The organism is Trichocoleus sp. FACHB-90, from assembly GCF_014695505.1.
In the GTDB taxonomy this organism is placed as follows: domain Bacteria; phylum Cyanobacteriota; class Cyanobacteriia; order Cyanobacteriales; family FACHB-T130; genus Funiculus; species Funiculus sociatus.
This window is the reverse complement of sequence record NZ_JACJOK010000090.1, coordinates 40,161-63,092: the sequence shown is the minus strand read 5'-3', so window position 1 is coordinate 63,092 and position 22,932 is coordinate 40,161. Positions and strand designations below refer to the sequence as shown.

Here is a 22,932-nt window from a genome sequence, read left to right as displayed (position 1 = left end):
GATGTAGATCTCCTCAGCCAGCGCCATAATGCAGATGAGTATTGGGGGGCGTTTAGATGAATAAATGGATTACTTAATCTGGAATGATTTAATTGCATCTCATTTCTTCCGGCCTGAAATGGCTGGGCGCACAGTTTATCTGTACGTCACTGAGAAGCTAATAGCGGAGCTTGGCCAAGGTAGCAGTGCTGACTTTCAAGATTTTATTAAGGCAGTCAAGATTGGTCTTTTTGAGAGAAGAGGGAAGGGCATCTGTCAGAAAGCCTTGGACAGCATGGAACACTGGACTTACCGATGCAGACGGCGAGGTTATCCCCTGTACATCGGCTACTTGGCGCTATTTGTCCTCGCCGCTGGTAGAGAAGGAGAATTTTCGGCTAATGCGTACTATCCCCGCCTGCGGAAATTACTGGGTGAAGACCCCACTTCTGGACAGTATCGTTACTTCGACCAGATGCGGAAACTTTGGGATGATTTAGAGCGGTGGTCGAATGAGGATAAATCTGGTGAACTGGGCATATTCAAGAGTGACATTGCTGGAAGTTGGATTCACGTTGGCAGACCGCTCGCACAAACCTTTCTGACCGAGGAAGAGCGGCATACGCTCCCCGTTATTTTTGCTACAGCTGGCTTAGATCCAACTTCCGCTCCGTCTGGACGGGTACTCGCGCTCTTGCTAGCTCGGTACGGACATCAGCAGCTTAGGTCCCGGACACTGCGCTTATTGGAGGAAAGCAGCAACAGCGACAAACCGCTGCGTGATGCCTTGCTCGAAAGGATTGTGGATGAGTTGAGGGACTGGGATGGCACCGCTGCTCCCATGCCCTCCGGCCCAAACACCCAAGTTTACGGCGCTTTGAGATTGTGCTGTCAACTCAACCGAATTGCTGGGCGTGCAAACATGACGCTGCGTTGCAGCACTAAGCAGGAATTTCCTGAAGACGGCTTGAGCCTGGTTCTAGATGGCTATTCTGGCTCCTTCCGTTGTGAAGAGTACGTCATGGGCTGGTCAGAGCCTATCCGGTGTACAGACCTTGCCTGCCAAGCCTGTATAGGTGGCCAGATTAACGCCTCTCATTTTGATTGGTCAGAAGGTTTATGTTTGCAATCTCCTGACCAGCGGTGGTGTTTTAGGTTGCCACAGTCCCTCATCCGAATTTTCATAGACGGGGCAGGATTTGGGCTACCAGGGCTAGTAGAAGTGCGGCAGTTGCCTAGCGCATCACGCTTTTACCTTGCCGCACGGCAAGATTGCTGTCAGTTGCTAGAAAAGTGGGGAGAATCCAGCTGTAAGGGATTTGAAAAGCTGCCAATCATAGCAGGTTTACCGCACGGGTGGCATTTTTTTCACGTAGCTGCTGCGTATAGCGATGATTTAGTCAAATATGAATACCCTATCCTATCGCTTCCGACCACTGTTCGGTTTGATTTGGAGGGTGGAATACGGATTTCCAGAGGCAATCAATTCTTCAAGTTCGCCCCACCTAAACTGGTTCTTACTGGTGGCAACGATTCAATACGAGTGTGTTGCAATAGTACACCTCTAGATTGCAGTCAGGCAGAAGGTATTTATGAACTGCCTGACCATGCTCCAACTGGGACAAAAATTGAGATTGAAGCACGTATTGGTGAGGATGTTGTTAGGTGTCGTTCTCTGTTCTTAGTAGAAGATTTTTCCTGGCCAGACCGAAGCCTAGAAAAACGGTTTGACCGCTTTGGGCACCGTTTTTTGGAACTGGACAACAGTACGGTGGGCGTTGCTGGCGCGTTAGTATTCGGGGAGAAACCACCTCCCTTTAACTTCAACACTTGGCTTCCAGTCCAAGGAAAGCAACGGATTTTCTTTGTGGGCAGGGAACCCGGACAGGTTGCCTGCTGGCCAAGCGAGCCGCTGCCAACAGATTGGACACCTGTTTGGGCTGTTGCTACTGGTCGTCGTCGCCAAGCCATGTTTTGTGGCATTAGCTTGCTGGAATCAGAACCTAGGCAATCAAAGTGCAAGGATAAAAGGAAATTGCGGCAATGGAAAGAAATATTGTGGCATTGGCGAAAGAAGACTTCACTACCTATAGATGATCGCCTACGCCCATTATGGAATAAATTCCAAAAGGAGGCAGAGCGTGTCAAGGGATAGTGACCAACTGCTCTACGTCATCTCTGCTAAGAAGGAAATGCCTTGGGTATCTTTCAAAGAGGTATTCAATTATCTGTACACCCTTAAGGTTGCTCCCGCTGCCGGAGATTTAAATGGAATTAACTACAAGAGGTTCCAAACGGTTCGTGCCCTCGATGCTCTCGGTCATTGTGACTTCGACTTTAGTGAGGAGGGCAATAAAGTTTATGCAGCTCCTCCAGTCTTGGTACGATTACCGTGTGCTGGCTTTCCTCAAGCCATATTAGCGGGAGCGCGATCGCCTCAATCAATCCACAAATTGTCAGAAGCCTGCAAGGTGATTGGAAGCCATATAAACCTTCATGTCAGCGAACAACCTAACGAATTAGTCTTTGTGCCAGTGCGAGTGGCTGTTCAAGCTGAATCAACAGAGGAACTGGTAATGCTGGCAGACTCGCTTGGGATATCCTTCGATAAGCAGCCTGGGGCTTGGTCGCTTCTACATTTTGCTGCTTCTCTTGATGATTACCTAGCCACCCGCCAATGGGTCGCAAGACCAGAGCTGAACTTGAAACGCAAAGATTTTGACTCCACCTCCTTGCAGTTTCGTGAGCCGCAAAACGCAGCAACAGGCATCCGACTCAGCAAATATACCAATCCAGTACGGAACGTCCCAGTTCAATTTCTCTGGAAAGACAGTCTATGTACGCAGATTGACGGCGATTGGGGGCGGTATGTTGTTTTAAAATTGACTGGATTGAGTGTACTTGTCTATGATGAACGCCGCTTCACAATGGCAGTACCAGCTAGTGTCCCACTGCCGCGACTATTCGAGAGGGCTTTAGTCTTATGTTCCGGCTACGCAGCGACGTTTGTTCCTACAAAGAGTATGCCGCGTCTTAACCAAAAAACATCAGGCTTTAACTTATTCCGAGATATTCCACCTCAGATAGCAGAAATGACCGCCGCTAGGTTAGGTCAGTCCCTTTTACTGCAATCTCTAGATATTAATTTTTAAACAAATAACCTATGAACGACCCAATTGGCGCTTTTGACAAAATCCGTGACAACCTTCTCCTCTACATTCAAACAGCATTTGGAACTCAATTTCCAACAATTGAGATAGAAAGAGAAAGGCGATTGCGTGAACCTGGTGTTTTTTATCAAGATCCTTGGATTGAGCCATTATCACGCTACCAAACCGACAAACCTATTAATGAATTAGAGATTAGCGACACTCCAGGATTAAGTGAAGCTGAACTCGAAGATTTTAAAGAATTAGCTTTATGTGGGCTTGTCGGCAACTTCTCACTATATCAACACCAAATCGAAATGCTCCGTAGGGCATTAAATGGCCAGAATGTAGTGGTTACAGCTGGTACTGGTTCGGGTAAAACTGAATCTTTCCTGTTGCCGCTATTTGCCTATCTTGCCAAGGAATCAAGAAACTGGGATGCTCCCGGAGCAGAGCCAGATCATCTCAATACCTGGTGGCGTTCCGACAATGAGGAATGGCGAGACCAATGTAATCCAAGGGTAAATCAAAACCGTCGAATGCAGCGCTCTTATCGCGTACCTCAAAGAGAGCATGAAACTCGCGATGCTGCTGTTCGGGCGTTAATTCTCTACCCTATGAATGCTTTGGTAGAGGATCAACTGACTAGACTCCGCCGAGCTTTAGATTCTCAAGAAGCACGGCAGTGGTTTCAGGACAGGAGAAATGGCAACCGGATCTACTTTGGGAGATATAACGGCACAACCTCTGTTCCGGGGCATGAATATAACCAACATGGAAATCCTAATACAGACAAGATAGATGAACTTGTCGAGGCAATGCAAAAGATGGAGCAATCTGTGCAAGCCATCGCAGAACACTCTAATAGGGAGTATGAGAGATTTATACAAAAAGGTGATAGCCCAGATGAAGCATTTCAAAAAGCCCAGGATTTGCAAAGGGAGTTAATGTTCTTTTTTCCTCGTCTAGATGGTGCTGAAATGCGATCGCGCTGGGATATGCAAAATGCACCACCAGATATCTTAATTACTAACAACAGTATGTTGAGTATCATGCTGATGAGGGAAGTGGATGAACCCATCTTTGAAAGAACACGGGAATGGTTAAAGAAGGAAGGCAGTGTTTTCCATTTGATTTTAGATGAACTGCACTTATATCGGGGCACAGTTGGTACAGAAGTCGCTTACCTATTCCGTTTACTACTTAATCGCCTGGAACTTCACCCAGGTCATCCTAAGTTAAGAATTCTTGCTTCAAGTGCATCTTTAGATCCTGAAGATCCTGAAAGTTTAGAATTTTTATCCGATTTTTTTGGCTCAGAGTGGAGTCCAGAACAAATTATTACTGGAGACCTTGAGCCAATTCCACCTCTTGACGGTATAGACTACTTACCCAGCGAACCATTCACTGCTTTAGCAGCAGCACAGGAGTCGGCAAGTGAAGATGACCTTAATAATGCTTGTCATCAGATTGCTGCGAGCTTGGGCTACAGTAACAATGCAGTAGAGCCGGCGGAGGAATTACGTCTTGCACTTGAATCTGAAAGTGCAGCAATCGCAGCCAGAATGCTGAATGCTTGCACTGATAGTTCAGGACAAACTCGTGCAGTACCTCTGTTTGAATCAACAGATGACCAATTATCTCAAGGCATCGAACCGTTTGCTTGGGGGATTTTTGGTAATGAATTAGATGACAGTACGCTCCGACAAGCGACAAGAGGTTTGCTAATTGCCCGAAGCCTATGTGATGCGGGCGAACACCCGGCCTCCCTACCTCGCTTTAGGATGCATTGGTTTTTCCGAAATATAGAAGGTCTTTGGGCTTGCACCATGCCAAACTACGACTGTCATGGTGATGAAAGCAGTGAGGAGCGGCCAGTTGGCAGGCTGTTCCCAGAAAATCCTCCGATTCTTTACGGAAACCAAGAAGAAAGATATCGAGTCTTAGAGCTTCTCTACTGTGAACAGTGTGGGACTGTATGTTTGGGCGGTAGCCGTCAAGTTTTAGAAGATAACAATGGTTTTGAATTACTACCCACCGATCCAGATATTGAAGGAATTCCTGATAAGCAAGCCGCCCGCTTTGTAGAGCGGAGAACCTATGAAGCTTACGCTGTATTTTGGCCTTCCCAGGGAAACCCTCTTCATCCAGATGCACAGTGTTGGACACAACCCCCAATCTCAGAGCAAGTTAGAAGGGGAGCGCAAGCTCGATGGACACAAGCCACTTTGGATAGCCGCGGTGGTCAAGTCCTCTTTGGTAATCACGCTCCGGTTGCACCATTGGGTTCATGGGTATCAGGCTATTTGTTTCACTTGCCACAGGAACAACCTGATAATCAAGGAAACTTCAAAGCTTTGCCAGCAGTGTGCCCGAATTGCGGTGCAGACTACACTAGACGGCGGAGACCATCACCCATTAGGGGATTTCGTACTGGCTTTTCCAGAGTAAGCCAACTGCTTTCTAAGGAGTTGTTTTATCAACTTCCCGAACAAGACCGCAAGCTAGTTGTTTTCTCTGATAGTCGTGAGGATGCCGCTTCAATCTCTAATGGAATAGAGAGAACTCATTACCTTGATTTAGTCCGCGAGGCGATCGCTGACGAACTCGGTCGAATAGCCATTGACCAACCCCGACTGTTACAGGATCTTCAAACTCACGGTCAACCTACTTGTCCAGAAGCAATACGATTTGCACAACGTCACTCTAATGCTGTTGAACAATTGCAGGAGCAGATAAATTTAGCTAACCTACCAATTCCAGCAGGACTGCCCGATCTAGCATTGCAAGTATTACAGCAGCAAAGAGACAACGCCCAAGCGGTACTGAACGAAATTCAACAAAGAAATAACACCCGCGTAGTACCTTTAAGAGTCCTGTTTGAAGGTGAAGATCAAGAGCTAGGATTATTTATACAGCGCTTGAAGATTTTAGGAATTAATCCGGCAGGTAATGATATTCAATTTCAAGAGTATAAGTATGATGGTAATTGGCATCATTGGACAAAGTTATTTGACTTCACTGCTGCCAACGCAGGTATGCGAAATGATTTATCTCAGGAGGCAAGGGAAAGAGTTAGAGAAACTCTGCGTCCTAAAATTAGAGAAGAAATTTGTGATGCCCTTTTTAGTCGCCTGTACTTTGGTTTTGAGTCTGCTGGTTTAGGCTATGTTCATCTGAATTTGCAACCCAACACGCTAGATAATTTAGCAACTCAGTGTGGTGTTGACTCTTCAGTATTTGCAGAAATTTGTAATGGCTGCTTGCGTATTCTGGGAGATCTGTACCGATACCCGCAAGTGAGGCCACTGTTTCGAGTAGATTCTTGGATTGACTGGAACTCAGCACGAGCGCGATTGCGTAATTATGTTGGAGACTGTGCAGCACGGCATGGACTTTCAGAAAATGACCTCCGTGAAGCATTGTGGTCAGCTATTTGCCAACAAGGAGGACATCACGATCTAATCCTTACTCCTCGAAATCTCGAAGTTCGAGTTGCGCTTCCCACCGATCCTATATGGATGTGTGATTCTTGTACGCGACCACACCTGCATCGTGCTGGTGGGATTTGCACTAACTGCCTTACAGCTTTACCAACAGCATCAAATGGAAGCTGTGAAGATTTATGTGAGCGGAACTACTTTGCCAGAGAGTCTGCCGTTGAGAGAAGACAACCAATTAGACTTCACTGCGAAGAACTGACGGGGCAAACAGACGATCAGGCTGAGAGACAACGGCACTTCCGCAATATCGTAGTCAATGTTGGCAATCAGGAACGAGAATTCATCCCTGAAGTAGATCAAATCGATGTACTAAGCGTCACTACCACAATGGAAGTGGGGATTGACATTGGTAGTTTGCGTACTGTTGTTTTAGCAAATATGCCCCCTATGCGTTTCAACTACCAGCAGCGAGTGGGTCGGGCAGGTCGTCGGGGGCAGGCTTTTGCAATTGCTCTCACTCTCTGTCGAGGGCGAAGTCATGATGAATTCTATTATCAGCACCCGGAAAGGATTACAGGCGATAGACCACCAGTTCCCTTCCTCTCTATGTCTCAGCGAGATATTGCACAGCGGTTGGTGGCGAAGGAATGTTTGCGACAAGCCTTTAGAGAGGCTGGCATACGGTGGTGGGATAGCCCAATACCACCAGATAGTCACGGAGAGTTTGGCACAACAGTAGACTGGATTAACCAAACTGGCGATCGCGTCAACGCAGTGCGTAATTGGCTAGAAACCTCGAATCAGGTAGCTGGTATAGTGAATGACCTACTCGTTGGTGTTGAAGGAATTGACAGTATTGAATTTGTAGATTGGGTTCGCAATACGCTGTTCCAGAGAATCCAAGATTGTGCCACCAATCCAGAATTAACAGGGGAAGGGTTCGCTGAACGTCTTGCTGAGGGCGGAGTATTACCAATGTACGGGATGCCTTCAAGAGTACGTCTGTTGTATCACGGATTGAATTACCGAAACAGAGAGTTTAACTCCATAGATCGAGATTTAGACTTGGCTGTTACCGAATTTGCACCAGGCAGCGAAAAAACTAAAGATAAGAGGATTTACACTTCAATTGGTTTTACTGCACCTTTGCTTTTCACCCAGAATGGAGTAGTACCCGCCAACAACCGTCCATTATCACAACGTAGGTGGATGTTAAGGTGTGGTCGCTGTCAACGTACTGAAACTTTTGATGATAGCCCAGACAATCAGTTGTGTCCCAACTGTGGGGCTGTCGAAGCCGAAGGATTTCGAGTTTTCCGTTTTGCAGTGCCTTCTGCTTTTCGGACAGACCTTGGTCAGGGAGCAGACACAAGAGATGATAGCGAGTTTGTCATTACAGGGACTGGAAGTGTAGCTGCATCCAATTCTCCAGAGCCAGAGATAGTTGATGGAACAAATTCACTCATTTCATTTTCCCCTCTTGGCACTGTCTTTCGGATTAATGACAACGCAGGTCGGTTATTCCGTGGTGCTATAGGAACAGCTTCTCGCCCAAATGGTAGGTTGCAGTTAAATAGTCAGTGGATTGATGAGCGATTTCAAAATAATGATGGGATAAACTTCACCAGGCAGGGAACGACTGAAGAACTTGCTATTGTTTCACCGAAAACTACAGGTGTTTTATGTATCAGACCTGCTGCTATACCAGACGGTCTGCGCCTCGACCCTATCACACATGGGGCAGCGATTAAAGCTGCCTTCTACTCGGCGGCATTTATTTTGCGTCGAGTTGCTGCCGAGCGGTTAGATATCGATCCTGAAGAACTAGACGTAAGTGGTGTACGTCAGGTTGAAATTGATAATGGGCTAAGGGTAGGAGAAATCGTGATCAACGATTATCTTCCCAATGGATCTGGTTTCACCGCTTGGCTTGCCGAACACTGGCAAGATGTGCTTGTTAACGATCTTGTGAATGCCGAACCAGGCTCCAACACATTTGCGGGAGCGCTAATGGGGACGGAGCATCGTCACAGCTGCGACTCTGCCTGTTATGACTGCTTGCGGCAATATCGCAATATGACCTATCACGGATTGCTCGATTGGAGATTAGGGCTTTCTTTACTTAGAGTTCTTGCCACTAATGAATTTCAGTGTGGTTTGGACGGAGATTTTTCAGCCCCAGAGCTAGATGGCTGGTTAGAGACAGCTACTGCCCTACGCAACAATTTTTGCCAATCTTTCGAGGCGTGCATTCCAAGGGAGTTTGGGCCTCTGCCAGGTGTTGAGATTAGCGATCGCAGAGTCATCATCATTCATCCTTTATGGAATCGGGATAACCCTTCTGGATTACTGGCGGCAGCTCGTGCAACGCTAGAGGCAGATGCCCAGATTCGATACTTGGACACCTTCAATATCCTCCGACGACCAAGCTGGCTATATCAGCAGTTATAGAAATAAAGTAATGGTTCAACCTGGCATATTACCTAGAACTCTACCTATTCACCCTTTAAAGCGTATCTCGCCTAGCCGATTTGTATCTCTAGGAGAATGTGCTTTGCGTGAAGTCTGGACAGCAAACAGACAGCCATTGCTACTCCCTGCCTCGCCAGTTGCCAAATTAGGGACTGCCATTCATAAACTATTGGAACTGGCGGGTAAAGGGCAGCTTGGTGAAGGTACTGCTCAAGAGGTGGAGTCTGTATGGACTTTGTTAGTTGAGCAGGTTGAGCGAGAAATGCAAGCATCGTGGCTAGAAAAATCTCTAGTACCACTGAAGAAGGCTATTCCAGACTACGAAGTTAGAAAAATACGGGCTTGTCGCAGAGCTGAAGAAATTGCACAGGCCGCCTCCACTTTTCATGGCAGTGCTGAGAATGGATCAACAGACAGGTTTGAGTTGTGGGTACAGTCAAATGATGGGCTAATTGGCGGGTCAATTGACCATGTAAGGGAAACTGAGGAAGGACTTATTCTGCGTGACTATAAAAGTGGCTATGTCATGCACAAGGATGAACTAACTGGAGAACTGAAAGTTAAGCAGGGATACCAGGTACAGCTTAAGTTGTACGCTGCCTTGTATGAAACTACCTTTGGTCAATGGCCTGTGCGATTAGAAATCATTCCCCTTCAGGGAGAAAATATAACTATTTCTTTCAATCCATCGGAGTGTACAGAGTTACTAAATAAGGTTGTTGCATCCCTATACCAAGTCAACAGAAAAATTGCAGAAATCTCTCAGTTTGATTCAACAGTGGCGAACATAGATTTGCTGGCCTTGCCTACCCCAAATAACTGTCGATTTTGTTCTTTTAGACCTGCTTGCAAAGCCTATCAGCAAATCCGAAATATTTCTGATAGTTGTGGATGGCCTCGTGATGTTTGGGGAAGCGTCATTAAAATTCAAAATTTAGGAAACGGTAAGCTCAATCTTAATCTTGAATTGAGCAATTACCCAAATAAAAGTATAAATATTCGAGGTTTAGACCCAAATCCTGCTCGCCACCCTGCTCTACAAATCATTCAGACAGGTGACCAGGTAGCACTTTATAATCTACTAGGTAATGGTTCTACAGGTGCCTTCTTGGAGAAGTTTTCAACAGTTGTCTATAGATTTTCACCTAGAGAGCAAAACGAATGTGGGTCGTAAGTGGAATTGTACGTGACTAATCAACTAGGTCTTATTAGCTTGTTCTGTGGCCCAGGAGGTATGGATCAAGGCTTTAAAAACGCAGGCTTCACAATTAAACTAGCCTACGATAAAGATGAGGCGTGTGTTTGTACACATCGACACAATCATCCCGAATCTGAAGCCCTCATAGCCGATCTCTCTGCAATAGAAGTATCGAAAATTATAAATGAATGGAAATGTCGTTCTGAATCCTCACCAATCGGCATTATTGGTGGACCTCCATGTCAGTCTTTTTCTATTAGTAACTCCTATCAAAATGAGTTAGATAAAAGACATAATTTGCCAAAGGATTATGCTAGAATTTTAGACAAAATAAACAATTTTTTTAACATTGATTTTTTTGTTTTTGAAAATGTACCCAGCTTAAAAAATAAGAAGCATATTGCCAAGTTTTATAAATTCAATAGCCTTTTTGAAAAGGCTGGATTTAATATATTTGAAGGAGTATTGGATGCTCAGAAGTTTGGAGTAGCACAGGTAAGACCTAGAGTCTTTGTAGTAGGAGTCAATAAGAAAAAATATCCATCCTTTAAATTTGAGTTTCCCGAGAGTATTCATCAACAGATGAAAACCGTTTGGGATGTATTTAATGATTTACCTGAACCAATCTGGTTTTCCCGTGGCTTGAGTGAAGATGATATACCATACCACCCCAATCACTGGTGCATGGTTCCTCGGTCTTCTAAGTTTCAAAATGGCAATCTGAAAACTGGTCAAACCCCAGGTAGAAGCTTCCGTGTCCTTGCTTGGGATAAGCCTAGCTATACTGTTGCATATGGACACATGGAAGTCCATATACACCCTAATTGCCACCGCAGGCTAAGCGTTTTGGAGGCTATGCGACTCCAAGGCTTTCCAGACAGCTACGTTCTCAAAGGTACGCTACAAAGCCAGATACGACTTGTTTCAGAGGCCGTACCCCCTCCAGTAGCAGCAGCTTTGGCCAAAGCTTTAATGGTACAAATGGGCTATGAGAAAAACTTTAGCACCACCTGAAGCTGGACTATAAGCTTGGTGATCACACAAGGGTTTAAACATTGAGATTTTTAAGCCTCTAAACATGTAGACATCTAAATGTTGAAACATCTCTATGAATCGTTCAAGATTTGAGATGCTCCGCAAGGGATTCCTCAACAATCTGCCTCATCTCCTTCTCCTCGCATTTTTTTATATTTTGGGTCTAATTGGAACCAAAACCTAAAAACCCTACTGGATTTCTCAGGAACAGCGGCAGATGAATCTACATCGTTAAAGACTCGCATTCTTACTGTTTGCCACCATCTAAATAGTTAGGGTGAGAAACAAGATTGAGGCGTTAGAAACGATGCGATCACACTCATGCGACAAAAGGCGATCGCATCCAGCAGTTACAGCAGTAAATTGAAGCGTCGCAAGTGATGCAGTCAAAGTTGGGAGGTAAGGAATGAGCGATCGCATTTGAGAAAAGAAGAAATGCGATCACTACTTTCAGGTTTTCTATAACCTCCTTTCACCTCAAATCCATTTTGGCGAAGTGGTCTTGCAGCAACTTGTGCATGAAGCGATAGCGACCTCCAACGCGCTGCAATAAGAGGCGTTCGGTGCAGTAGTAGTTAAGCAGAAGGTCGTAGCGCCAAGGAGCGTAGCGATTCCAAGCAAGGATAAGGCGCAAGGCGAGGTGTTTGCTTAAGGCTTCCCCACCAGATAGCTGAAAACTGAACCAAATTAAAATAACTAGAGACTTGGGACGATTCCCGGAAGGAGTTTGGAATCAACGACGCTGGCAAGAAGATATTTGAGGAGGAGTTTGAGGGGCAATGCTGCCACCAAGGCAATTGCGCTGACAATGACCATATTTTTTACTGAGTTTTTTATACCCTAATTGGGTTCAGTGCGAGTTTGGATATCTGCCTTCAGCCCGTAAATCAGTCCGACAATTAGCCCTCCAATCAGCCCAAAATTAGCCCAAAAATCAGCTTGACCATCACCCCGGCCATTAGCCCGTAAATCAGCTGATATGCCCATTTTTGCTGCCGAGTGATAAGTGCAGTTGGCTGCATCTTTTCGATCAACAGTTCCGTTCTAGATTCGCGATTGAGCATTTTTGCAGCAAAGACAAGCGCTCGTTGGACGGATTCGGGCGTTGGTGGTGACTTTTTGCCGTAGGTTTTGCTGAGGATGCTTCGCTGCTTCTGATTAGGGTCAATAATCAGTTCGCGGGTAATTGTGGCATCCCAATAGGTATTGAGCAAATACTCAATTTTGTACTCAGAGGTGGTGCGCGATCGCCAACCAGAGAGAGAAAACTTACCCTGCTTCTGCACCAAACATCGACAAAAACAATGGCGTTGTCAGCAACTCCTGCAACGCCTCATCCTGCTGCACCGTCTGCCATACATCCTGCAACTCAAACTGAGCAAAATAGTCCTCAATTTGCTCAGCAGTTAATGCCTGTAAATAAATCGCCCCGTACAGGTTCAACGACTGACGCACCACTTTCTCAAACTCTTCCCGCCTACAGCAAATCAGTACACCACAGGGGTGCTGTGCCAATTCCCCCGTCAACCAGGCATTGAGCGCCACGGCACAGTCTTTTTGATGATGAGGTGCCACCTCATCCAACCCATCCAACAGTGGCAACAGTTGATTCTTCTCTAGCCACTGCTGCGCTAAATCCTGACGAATTCCATATTTCGCTTTCAACTCGCTCAACAACCACTCAAAAATCGGCTGTTTCGGATTTTTTCAGTACGACATTCTTGATAATACTCCCAATTGTTCGTCATGCGGTGCATTCAAGCCAATAGACCTCTTGCGTGAATAGGAAAAAGACAGTTAGAAGTGGGTTAAGGAAGATTAGCAATGACCTACGAGCAACTCAAATTCCTTAAACTTAGTGCTTTCAAACGCAGGTGTGGCGTGAGAGCGTGAAACGTTTGAGCAAATGGTAGAAGTGTTGCACCCTCAGTTAGACCGCACCGGCAAACGAGGTGGGCAGGCAAAGTTGAGTGTCGAAGACCAATTACTTCTAGTGTTGGAGTATTGGCGGGAGTATCGTACTCAATTTCACATTGCAACCAGTTGGGAAATCAGAGAATCTGCGGTATGTCGCTTGAGGAAAGAAGGTTGAAACCTTATTAATGCAATCTGGCAAGTTCCGACTGCCTGGTAAAAAGCAACTGTACCAAAATGCTTACACTTGGAGCGTCGTGGTCGTCGATGTAACTGAAAGTCCAATTGAGCGCCCAAAAAAACACCAAGGTTATTACACAGATGTAGACGTAAGCCTTCCCGTAGGGTACACGAGATTTACACAGATGGTTACTCGGAAAGCCCCATCAAATTTGGGGATGAAGATTGATTCATGCAAGATGTCTATTATTGGAGTGGGTTACTCCGTTCCGTAGATCGCTATCCTGCCCCTTCTACCGGCAAAAAGGACTCATCGAGCCAGTTATAGAAATCCGGAGACATCTGCTCTAACCGCCTAAAAGCTTCCTCTGAAAGCCTTTCCAGCAATAGCACAGCTCCCCACCGTCTCTCTGAGCGCCAGGGCTTAAATAGGGATTTGATGGCATCAATGCCTTTCTCAACAGCATCCTGAAGCAATTGAACACAGGTTTTAATCGAGATGTGATATCCGTCTTCTGGCTCAAATTGGCCAAATTCCTCAACCGCTCTCATCGAAACAAAAACTGCATTGTCTGAGGTCTGGACTGCCTGGTCTATATGGCTTTGTGGTAGATCGCCTCGTTCCATATTATTTATATAAAGCGCCGAGCGATCGCTTGCTTCTGTCTCCTCCGCCCGAACATTAGACGCAGCAGACACTTGAGCCGTTAAATCTGCGTATTTCTCATCCAGCGCCCGTAACACCCCATTGCGGTCGCTGTCGTGCCAAAATTCCTCGTTAATCCCATAAAGCCATTCTTCCTGCTTGTGGTCGTATCCCAGTTGCTCAAGTTCCACCCCAAGCCTTTCCAGCAAGCGGCTGACAATTTGCATAGGGGTCTGCCCTTTGCTCTTGGCGTCTCCCGGCTTTCTCAGCTTGATTGTCAGGTTGAGGGCAGTTTTGATTCGGCGTCTGTCTTTAAATGCCCTTTGTGCGATTGCTTGCACCTGGGGATGAGAATTTGACAACACCTCCCCAGTTTCGATTAAGTCTAAAAGTTCCAAATCTCGCAATACCTTCACTTGCAAGCTGTAAGTACGGATGTCTGGCAGGAAGGGTAGAATCTTCGCTAAATGATAAAACCAAGTCTTTTTATCCAACAGAGCCACTTTATCGGGATTGAGACAACTCCAGTAAAGCTTGACAGTACGCAACCATTGACCATGTTCGGCGATTGCTGCTTTGTAAACAAACTCCGGTGTCAGCTCAATTCCTGGTAATCTGTCTTTCAAGACAGCTTTACGAGCCTGAAAGCGTTGCTCCTCAGTAGAGCGGTCAGTCTTAAGAATTCGCTTGGCTTCCTCTAAGGGAATGTCCTTGGCAGTGGCGAGTGCTGTCGCCTCTTCCCACTCTAATTCCTCCTTAATCCCTTTGATGGTATGAGCTGTTTCCTTTGATTGACCGATATTAACCACTTCAACATCATGCCCTTCGGCTTTTAGCCCTGCGATTAACCTCTCTTGAAGATTCGTCAAAGAGCCATTACGCCGCGCTTGCAAAGATGCCCACATATCAAAATGAGAGCAATTAAAGTTATTCCCTTTCAAGAGTGCTGCCGCTGTTTCAAACAATTCAACAGCGTCAACCTCAGCTTCAATTAGTGCCGCTGCCAAATTGACTATCCGAGAGGTGCTTTTGTGGAACTGGTGGCAGGTACGCTTAACTACATTGGGAAGTAGCGATGTACTCACGCCAGAGTCAGAGGCAAACTTCTTACACCATACCAGCCGCGGGATAGGCGCTCGCACTCGTCCCAGCATCTGCCGTGCTTCAGTGTCGGTAATGCGTCCGAAGAACATTCCCACCACTACATCAAAATAGGGAACGTCGATGCTGACACCAGTTCCCATTGTGGGAGTGTAGATTAAGACCTGTGGTTCAAGCGCCTGCAAGCCCTCGTTAGGACGCTTGACAAAATCCTTGATTAATTCATGTTCTGATGTCTTGCGGTCAATCCGCAGCACTTTCACATTAGGGTAAGAATTGAGAATGTCGCGCTCTAATGCTTCCGCTTCTTTTTGGGAATCCACCGCTACAGCAATTTTCTCACCTGCGGACACAGAGTGAATGATTGCGGCTTCGGTGCCTGATTTCATAGCATTCGTAGAGAATCGCACCTTCCAAGATGGAGCGAGTACAGTATTTAAAACTAAATGCACTGGCGTAGTATCTGGAGCAAAGGCTTTGATGTAGTTGAGCGACAAATCGGTTAAATCGGCATCTAAGGCGATAATTTGTCCTCCGGTGGACAGTACGGTTTCGATGATTTTGGCAAACTTTAGTTGAAGTAGTCCCCGCTTCTCTTCACAGGTAGTAGACATCATCAGGTGATTTAAGGATTGCTCGACTTCATCAAGAATTAGAGTTGCTCCTTCCCAGTCAGAGGGATCTAATTTCCACAGGGAGTCAAAGCAAAGCCCCAAGGTGGGATTATGCCCCAAGAGTTCAATAGACAGCGCATAATTGCCAGTTACACCGATGTCGTCAATGTAGTCCGCACCGACTTTCAGGCAACCTTCACGTCCTAAAATCCGCCGATGGTAAATCAACAAGACTTTCTGTTCTCTTCTCTTGGCTGCTTCTACAAGGGGGATTAATGCCCAAGTTTTCCCAGTGTTTTTGGGACTCTTGATGCCACAGATAGAACCTTTGAGGTTGGGTAACTTGTTCCAAATGTCTTTCCCTAAGTAACGCTGGTTGAGGGAAAGTGTCGGTGGATAAGATAGAGCGCTCAGTTGGGCTTGTACGGCTGCTAGGCGCTGCTCGTACTGCTCCTTCCTTTGCTGTTCTCCTTCGGCTGCTTGTGCGGCTTCTAGGGCTTCCTCTGCCGCTTCCCGCTGCACATAGGCGGCGTATTCTTCAGGGTCGGGTTCGCTCTGTGGAGCGTTTTCCAATGGAAGATTGATGCTGGATTGTCTCTGGCATTGGCTTTTAGCTAAAAATTCCTCTGGGGTAATGATAGCGATCGCTCCCAGGTCTTCTAGCTCGTCAATGTCAGGCGATTCTTTGGTCAGCTGACCCCACCAAGCTACCTGTACTTCATAACCCAAAGATTGCACTAACTCAATCGTCAGCTGATATTGCCGCATCACAGCAGGGTTGGCAACGGCTCCCGCGTCTGGGTACAAGTTAACTGTGTGAGTGCTGAGTTCAGCTCTTAGTTTCTCAAGAATTTCTTTTAGCTGTTGATGGCTGGCGGTAAAGTTCCCCCCAGCGGCACCCAAAACCACACAATTGAGCTTTTGGGCGGCGATGTAGGATTTGAGGAAGCCTTCTGCTAACCCGATGCTTTGAGTTGAGCAGGGGGATGAGGTGGTGAGGTAACTTCTGCCCATCTCGCCCGTCGTGGCGGGACGGCAGCAGCTGATGGGTAACTCTCCATTTGGCAGGTGAGAAGTGGCACCGTTTGGACGCTTGGCTGTGCGGCTGGTGGGCCACTTGTACTTGCTATCAGTGGCATCATCAAAGCGGGTTTGGAAGCCGATTAAACGCCCTAATTCATCCCTTACGGGGCATCCAATGCCAGAAGCAGGAATCAGCAGCTTTTTACCCCACAAATCCACCCCAGCGAGTCTCGCATTGATGCCGCTGATTTCTTGCCAAGGTGCAATGCTGAAGAACAACCCCGCGTCAATTTGGGCATCTGTTAGCCCTCGGTCGCGTAACTTTTGCCGATGTTTTGTACTCAGCCCTAGCTGTTGGTGAAGCTTGCGGATTTGGCGATCTCGCTCTTCAACATCAAGCAGAGAAGCAAAGTGTTTGGCTTCTTGTTGCAGTCGTCGCTCTCGTTCGGCTGCTATCTGACGACGGTGGGTTTCCCACTCTTGCTCGTTCCAAGAATCTTGTCCTCGGTCAACAGCCCACATATTGAAGCCCCAGGTGTCTTGCTTGATGAAGCGGTAAAGGGGCGCTGAAACAACATCAGCTCGACAGTGGACGATCTGGGTGTGGGCGTTCTCACGGCAGTCTTTCCGAAGACCGTTACAGATGGGGCAGCTACCGCGCTTAAAGAGTTTAAATTGACTCATGCTGCCACCTCTAAGTGAGGTTGACAGCGGCACACGCGCTTTAATAACTCCAATATTTGTAGTGGCACGAGCTAAACTCCTTACAGTGTGGGGTTTGTAGGAGCCAAAGTCGTGCGGTTTGTGGTGGCGCGTGCGTGTTGCGCTGGCTTTGGATTTCGAGATAAGCTAGATGGTAATTACCCAAAGCCAATTTGTAGCTACAAATGCCAATTTATAGCTACAAGGCATCGAAGACCACTAAAACCGCGTTTCAGCCAGTGCGATAGAGAACGACTATCCGCCAAGATAAAAAGCGTTCCCTAATTGGACTGTTTGAGCGACTTTGCTCCGTTTATTAAGATGACCACAGACCAACAGGTCTGCACGATACCCCTACTCGTTTGAGTGGGGGTGTTGTTGTTTTAGGGTTTTGACTATGGCTGCTTTTTTCGCAACCTCATAAACAATCCTCTAAATAGGTGTGTTTTTACTCTAGGGCAACTAGGCGATCGCCTAATGCTTTTGGGTTAGGGCATCTTCCAGCACATTGCTAGTCAATGTGCTAAGTGCCGCGTCAAGGGTTAGCTGGCTTCTTGGGTTTCCCCAAGTCGTCATCTGCTGCTGTTTAGCCTTGCCATCGGCTGATTTTTGGCGGTTTTTGTGCTTTGCCATCGGTGGTGATTTTTTTCGCGGCGCGGCGCTGTTTTTTCTTTTCCTAATTATGCCAGCCCGGATTCAAGGAGGGCTGTACGCCCATCAGTCTTATCAGACTGATCGGGATGTACTAAAACGCTGAAAGCTTTACAGGGCAATGGTTCCAAAAAAGCCTTGTGGGACGATGGGGCGTTTTGGTGGGACGATGGGGCGTTTTGGTGGGACGATGGGGCATTTTTGTACTAAAGCTGAAAGCTTTGTACTGTAAAGGTTTGAAGCCAATTTTCCTGGGTAATTTTTTCTAATACAAGTTTGTATTAATCTCTAGAAAAAAAAACAGCCCACGAAAGGGCTGGTTTTAGGTTCTGAAACGCTTCCTAGTCTTGCAGAATGTCCAATAGTTTTCGCAGTTTAGTCTCTAGTTCTGGATTTATTGGACGCTCGCCGCGTTCAATCTTAGTTACTAGCGATTGCGACATTCCCAGAAATCCCGCTAGTTTAGCTTGGCTCCATCCTTTGGCCTGCCGCGCTTGTCGCACTTGAGATGGTGTGAGAGGTGATACCTTTTCGAGCTTGAGGGCTGGCTTTAGTTGCTTAGGCTCCGTTTTAGTGGCTAGCAGGGCTGGAATTGGTTCTGGTGGAATAATCGTCAGTTTGGCTTCCCAGAGCCAATCAATGATTTTCTTGTCTTTCCAGCCAGAGGGTTTTTCACATTTGCTATTGGGCCTTAACCATTCTGGGTAGGTGGCATCGTCAAAGATGACTCGCCAACCCAAACTCGTCAACAGGCTCACGGCCTTATTCCAGTCATTCTTTAGGTCGCGAGCTTTATCCCTATTAGAACGAGCTGCATTAATTCGGGATTCCAGCTCTACCGCCTCTAAAAGCTCACCTACTTTATGTCCGTAGGGTTTTATATCCCTAGCCTTGATCCGGCTTAACATAGTCAAATGAATTGCCAGCTTGAGAGCAAGTTCATCGTGGTAGGGGTCAATTTTTAAGATGTTCGTAGCTAGCCAGCCAAACTGACATAATGCCGTACCAGCTCTTGCTCCAACACGGTTTAACCAGCTATCAACCCAAGGACCAGGGCTGACAGTGATATAAACCTCATCAGGCTGCTCTACTTTCCCTGTGAGTAAGTTCTTTTGCCCTATCACATCTGTCTTAACAACCCACAGAGGAGAGACGCTAACACTGGCATTAACTTTATTGCCTTTGGGCTTTCCTTCAACCCACGTACAGCTCATCAGCATTCTTCCTAAATGGAAGGAAATGCTGGCAAGTTGAGCTAGCTTTTCAGAAACGGTTAACCGATGTTTTTTATCCCAGCCTATTTGTTTGATGACTTCGCTTCCTTTCAGAGAAAACTTAGCAAGACAAGGGTTAGGCTGATTAAGTAGATGCGAAGCAAAAACTAACTGAAGTTTTGCTGCATCTATGCCAATTAGATCGATGATTTGCAAGGCGGCTTCAAGCGCTAATATTTCGCCATCATTCCCCCCTGATATATAAACTTCTACACTATTGCTAGGTTTATTTTTGCAAGGAGATTCAAAAACTCCCCAGTTGTCAGGGCTATTTTTCCATTTATCAGTTCGGTAGCAAGATTCTACTCCTACTCTGAAGGGAGATGAGGAAGGAATCTCTTCTAAGGTTGACAGCTTGGGTTCTGTTACGGGTATCGGTTGTTTTTGAATTCCTAGTAGAGCAGTTATATCCTCTACAGGTAAGTCTTTAAAATTAATCTGCTCCAGCAAGGCTTCGGCGGCGAATGTTGCTAGCTTAGTGGTTAAAAACTTTTCTAATTCTGGATAGCTTTTTTTGATTTCATTGGGAAATTCAAATCCTTGCTCGTTTAAACGAGCATAAAGAATTCTAGCTATTTCTAATAAAGCTGGAGATTGCAACTCGCTTTCTTGCTGGAGTTGTTTAGCAGAGTTTTTAATCGGAGTGCGCCTGCTTCTTAACATTTTCATTTAGTATTTACTAAACTGCTGTCGGATAACAAATTATTTGTCGTGTTATCAAATTAATATCGTTAAACTTTTAAATCGATGTAATTCTCATCTTACCTATGTCGTGGCGATAAAGGTTCTCTTGGGACAACGATAGGAAGACTATACTTATGCTGTGTGTCTACGAGCTTGCAATCATTGAAATAGCCTGAGCTGCGGAAGTTTTACCATAGAGCGACACTGCTGTGTTAATGACGACAAATAATCTGTTATTCAACAGATGGGTTAACATTTTTACGAATCATGATTCAGTAATTCTTAAATATTAGCTCTTATCTTAGAATAAAGAATCATGATTCTTTATTCTAAGATTCCTGAATGTCAGTTATGCTAAACCTGTAAAGGGTTAAATTCTAAAATGCTGACAATCGCGATCGCGTCCCAGAAAGGGGGCGTGGGAAAAACCTGTACCTGTGTCAACTTAGGTTCAGGACTACAACAGCACAAAGTTAAAGTCGTGCTGGTAGACATGGATGCCCAAGGCTCTGCTACCTATGCTTTGGGATTAGCGCCCGGAAAACAACCGGGTTTTGACCGCTGGCTAGAAGGGGAAGATGTTGTCCGCACCGATACCGCTGTGCCCTTAATTCCCGGCGGAACGGATACGGCTTACGTGAAATGGGATTCCCCAGAAATTTTACGTAAAGCCATTAGCAAACTGGATTGTGACTTAGTGCTTCTGGATTGTCCCCCCTCCCTCGTCCCCGCTACAGTTGCTGCACTTGTGGTAGCCGATAGAGTTATTGTGCCAGTGCTGGCAGATCCCTTAGTGCTGGTAGGGTTGGCTCAAGTGCTGGACACTTTAAAAGATGTCAATCCAAACGTACCCGTTGATGTTTTGCGTAGCCGATACAAACCAGCGTTGAACATGACAGCGGAAGCAGACTCGGTGCTAGTCAGCGACAACCGATTCAATCTACTGCGAATCTCCATTCCAGAAAACGTTGCGATCGCGGAATCTGCTGGACACGGGCAGCCGATATTTGAATACGCTTCCAAAAGTAAAGGAGCCAGTGCCTTCAAAGCATTAGCTGGTGAAGTGATGAAGGAATGGGGGTTAAAGAAACGTGGCAGGAAGTAAAAAACGCATGGGACAGCGTAACCCAATGCAACTGTTCAACGACTCCCAACAAGAGTCTGTTACTCCCGAACTATCTGATGAAGCTCCTCAAGAAGATTCAGGATTCAAGAAAGCTGATTCGATAATCAAGATTCATGAATCTGGAAAAAATAATCAAGAATCAGTAATCAGGAATCAGGATTCTGGTACATTGAAGCAAGAATCAGAAGATACCAAGACACCTCCCCTGTATCCCTTATCGGTGAGGATACCAGAGCCATTGAACGACGCCTTGGATGATGCCGTCAAACAGACCCGGCGTTCTATGGGGCGTAAGATTCGCAAGGAAGTCTTGGTATCGCTAGCAATAGAGACTATGTTGAAAAAAGTCGAGGGAGCGGGTGGGTGGAGAGCGATCGCATCCGAAGAAGAACTGCGAGAGTTGCTAGGATTGCACAACGAGTGACCCAGCTCCCGAAGCAACCTATCCCACGCTTCTCTAGAGCATGACCAGCGTAAGGAACTAGAAACTCCAAGTAAGAACCCAACTTTATTGGGAACCAGAAATTAACTCATCACCTTGCCAACCAGAACAATTCCCCACCTTAACCATGAAAAAAGACTTTAACGATCCCAAGACCCTAATCGATGACTGCACTCCGGTTCCTAAACAAACATTAGACTTGACAACAGCTTTACAAGGGAAACAGGTTACGGTGCGGGAGTTGAAGTTTGGAAAGGACTTTCAGAAGCTTGTCAAACCACCTCACTTTGATGCGATTCAATTTCTCAACTCAACGATGGGAGTTGAGGAAAACAGATTTAGGATTGAAACCCACCTTTGCGAACATTTTTCCTGCCCAGAATCGGCAAGGAAGGCTTTCGCGTCAATAAATCAACTGAGGCACCTGCGTATTCATTACAGGAAGGATAATGGTGTCGATCACCTATCGTGCCAAAGGGGAAAGCCCAACAACAAGGATAGCGATCGCGCCAGCGCAAACAAGAACGTAGATCGCGTCGGATGCAAAGAGAAAAATTCTAACGGTAATTCCAAAGATAGGGAAGAGGAAAACTACATAACAGCAGCCAAGTACCTACCAGACCTACTACGAAAGAACGGCGACATTCTGGTTAAGTCCGATCAACAAGAGATATTTGCCCAATTCAAGAAAACATACAAAACCCAAGCTCTATGGATTGAGGATTACCTCCTACTAAGGCCAGGCACTCCAACCGAGTCAGGGTCAAAACCTCCAACTGAAAGGCAGTATAGACCCGGCAAGATATCTGCGAAGCTTCATGAGCTTATCAAGGATATGTGGGCAGAGGCAATAATTAACCAAAATTCACTATGCAAATGGATATTGGCTTTCGATTGCCCATCTCAAGCCTGGTTGACTTTGGAAGCTATCTTACTACTTGAGGATTTGGAGGAACACACCCCAAAAAATGGGTTTCAGCTATATAAAGCGGAGCAGGCTACTCTGAAGCGGCTTAGAGAATACGAAGGGATTAAAGTTAGTTTGCTCTACTCCGACAACGAAGACGAAAATTTTTTATATCTTAAGGACGCCTTCTCCGTTACTCTCATCCAATTACTGGAATCTGGAGTCGAGCTAGCCGAATACCAAGCCTATTTGAACGCCAAAACAGGAGAAGCCAATGCCGCCCGTAAAGGCGAAAAAGGCAAGCGTTCAAACAAAGGGTTTGGGACGTCAAAATAATTGGCTCTTCCGTACCTGATATGCTAATCCGCCTCCGGCGATGCCCCAAATTTCTG

17 protein-coding genes are annotated in these 22,932 nt (G+C 46.1%); 10 read left to right on the top strand and 7 right to left on the bottom strand.

Annotation, left to right across the window (positions count from 1 at the left end):
* Positions 1–64: 64 nt before the first annotated feature.
* Genes H6F74_RS26865 through H6F74_RS26845 form a run of 5 tightly spaced genes read left to right on the top strand, consistent with a single transcriptional unit; the run spans position 65 to position 11,255 of the window.
* Entirely contained in the window at positions 65–2,134 is a 2,070-nt protein-coding gene (locus tag H6F74_RS26865) for a hypothetical protein (RefSeq protein WP_190445170.1), read from the top strand.
* Positions 2,121–3,131, top strand: a complete 1,011-nt coding sequence (locus tag H6F74_RS26860) for a hypothetical protein (RefSeq protein WP_190445169.1) — start codon at positions 2,121–2,123, stop codon at positions 3,129–3,131. The genes H6F74_RS26865 and H6F74_RS26860 overlap by 14 nt, the downstream gene beginning before the upstream one ends.
* A gap of 11 nt (positions 3,132–3,142) precedes the next feature.
* On the top strand, positions 3,143–9,022 hold the full coding sequence (locus H6F74_RS26855; RefSeq protein ID WP_190445168.1) for a DEAD/DEAH box helicase: 5,880 nt from the start codon (positions 3,143–3,145) through the stop codon (positions 9,020–9,022).
* Positions 8,952–10,217 carry a PD-(D/E)XK nuclease family protein gene (locus H6F74_RS26850; protein WP_190445167.1) on the top strand — a complete coding sequence of 422 codons (1,266 nt, stop codon included), beginning with the start codon at positions 8,952–8,954 and terminating at the stop codon, positions 10,215–10,217. The genes H6F74_RS26855 and H6F74_RS26850 overlap by 71 nt, the downstream gene beginning before the upstream one ends.
* A gap of 12 nt (positions 10,218–10,229) precedes the next feature.
* Positions 10,230–11,255 (top strand): DNA cytosine methyltransferase, encoded by a 1,026-nt coding sequence (locus H6F74_RS26845; protein WP_190445166.1) that lies wholly within the window; start codon positions 10,230–10,232, stop codon positions 11,253–11,255.
* A gap of 285 nt (positions 11,256–11,540) precedes the next feature.
* Here the strand turns inward: H6F74_RS26845 and H6F74_RS26840 are convergent, their stop codons facing one another.
* From H6F74_RS26840 to H6F74_RS26825, 4 genes are all read right to left on the bottom strand, one after another.
* Complete coding sequence (locus tag H6F74_RS26840; RefSeq protein WP_190445165.1) at positions 11,541–11,696, bottom strand: hypothetical protein; 156 nt, start codon at positions 11,694–11,696, stop codon at positions 11,541–11,543.
* Positions 11,697–11,748: 52 nt separating this feature from the next.
* A complete protein-coding gene (locus tag H6F74_RS26835) occupies positions 11,749–11,910 on the bottom strand; it encodes a hypothetical protein (protein WP_190445164.1) in 162 nt (53 codons plus the stop codon).
* 277 nt (positions 11,911–12,187) lie between these two features.
* Positions 12,188–12,562, bottom strand: coding sequence for a hypothetical protein (locus H6F74_RS26830; RefSeq protein ID WP_190445163.1), 375 nt, complete (start codon positions 12,560–12,562; stop codon positions 12,188–12,190).
* Positions 12,546–12,950, bottom strand: a complete 405-nt coding sequence (locus tag H6F74_RS26825; protein ID WP_206756359.1) for a hypothetical protein — start codon at positions 12,948–12,950, stop codon at positions 12,546–12,548. The genes H6F74_RS26830 and H6F74_RS26825 overlap by 17 nt, the downstream gene beginning before the upstream one ends.
* Positions 12,951–13,182: 232 nt before the next feature.
* Between H6F74_RS26825 and H6F74_RS30275 the strand changes: the two genes are divergently transcribed.
* Together H6F74_RS30275 and H6F74_RS30270 are read left to right on the top strand one after the other, a co-directional pair.
* A complete protein-coding gene (locus H6F74_RS30275; RefSeq protein ID WP_242022532.1) occupies positions 13,183–13,368 on the top strand; it encodes a transposase family protein in 186 nt (61 codons plus the stop codon).
* A 10-nt stretch (positions 13,369–13,378) separates the two neighbouring features.
* On the top strand, positions 13,379–13,645 hold the full coding sequence (locus H6F74_RS30270) for a hypothetical protein (RefSeq protein ID WP_242022529.1): 267 nt from the start codon (positions 13,379–13,381) through the stop codon (positions 13,643–13,645).
* A gap of 4 nt (positions 13,646–13,649) precedes the next feature.
* On the opposite strand, the gene H6F74_RS26815 is transcribed toward H6F74_RS30270, so the two are convergent.
* From H6F74_RS26815 to H6F74_RS26805, 3 genes are all read right to left on the bottom strand, one after another.
* On the bottom strand, positions 13,650–17,438 hold the full coding sequence (locus H6F74_RS26815) for a plasmid replication protein, CyRepA1 family (protein WP_190445161.1): 3,789 nt from the start codon (positions 17,436–17,438) through the stop codon (positions 13,650–13,652).
* Between the two features lie 492 nt (positions 17,439–17,930).
* Positions 17,931–18,089, bottom strand: coding sequence for a hypothetical protein (locus tag H6F74_RS26810; protein ID WP_190445160.1), 159 nt, complete (start codon positions 18,087–18,089; stop codon positions 17,931–17,933).
* A 359-nt stretch (positions 18,090–18,448) separates the two neighbouring features.
* Complete coding sequence (locus H6F74_RS26805) at positions 18,449–20,044, bottom strand: helix-turn-helix transcriptional regulator (protein WP_199301658.1); 1,596 nt, start codon at positions 20,042–20,044, stop codon at positions 18,449–18,451.
* Positions 20,045–20,447: 403 nt separating this feature from the next.
* Between H6F74_RS26805 and H6F74_RS26800 the strand changes: the two genes are divergently transcribed.
* From H6F74_RS26800 to H6F74_RS26790, 3 genes are all read left to right on the top strand, one after another.
* On the top strand, positions 20,448–21,170 hold the full coding sequence (locus tag H6F74_RS26800) for a ParA family protein (protein WP_190445158.1): 723 nt from the start codon (positions 20,448–20,450) through the stop codon (positions 21,168–21,170).
* Between the two features lie 7 nt (positions 21,171–21,177).
* The gene (locus H6F74_RS26795; RefSeq protein WP_190445157.1) at positions 21,178–21,615 is read left to right on the top strand and encodes a hypothetical protein; all 438 of its coding nucleotides are present in this window, start codon (positions 21,178–21,180) and stop codon (positions 21,613–21,615) included.
* Between the two features lie 145 nt (positions 21,616–21,760).
* Complete coding sequence (locus H6F74_RS26790) at positions 21,761–22,876, top strand: hypothetical protein (protein WP_190445156.1); 1,116 nt, start codon at positions 21,761–21,763, stop codon at positions 22,874–22,876.
* Positions 22,877–22,932: the final 56 nt, after the last annotated feature.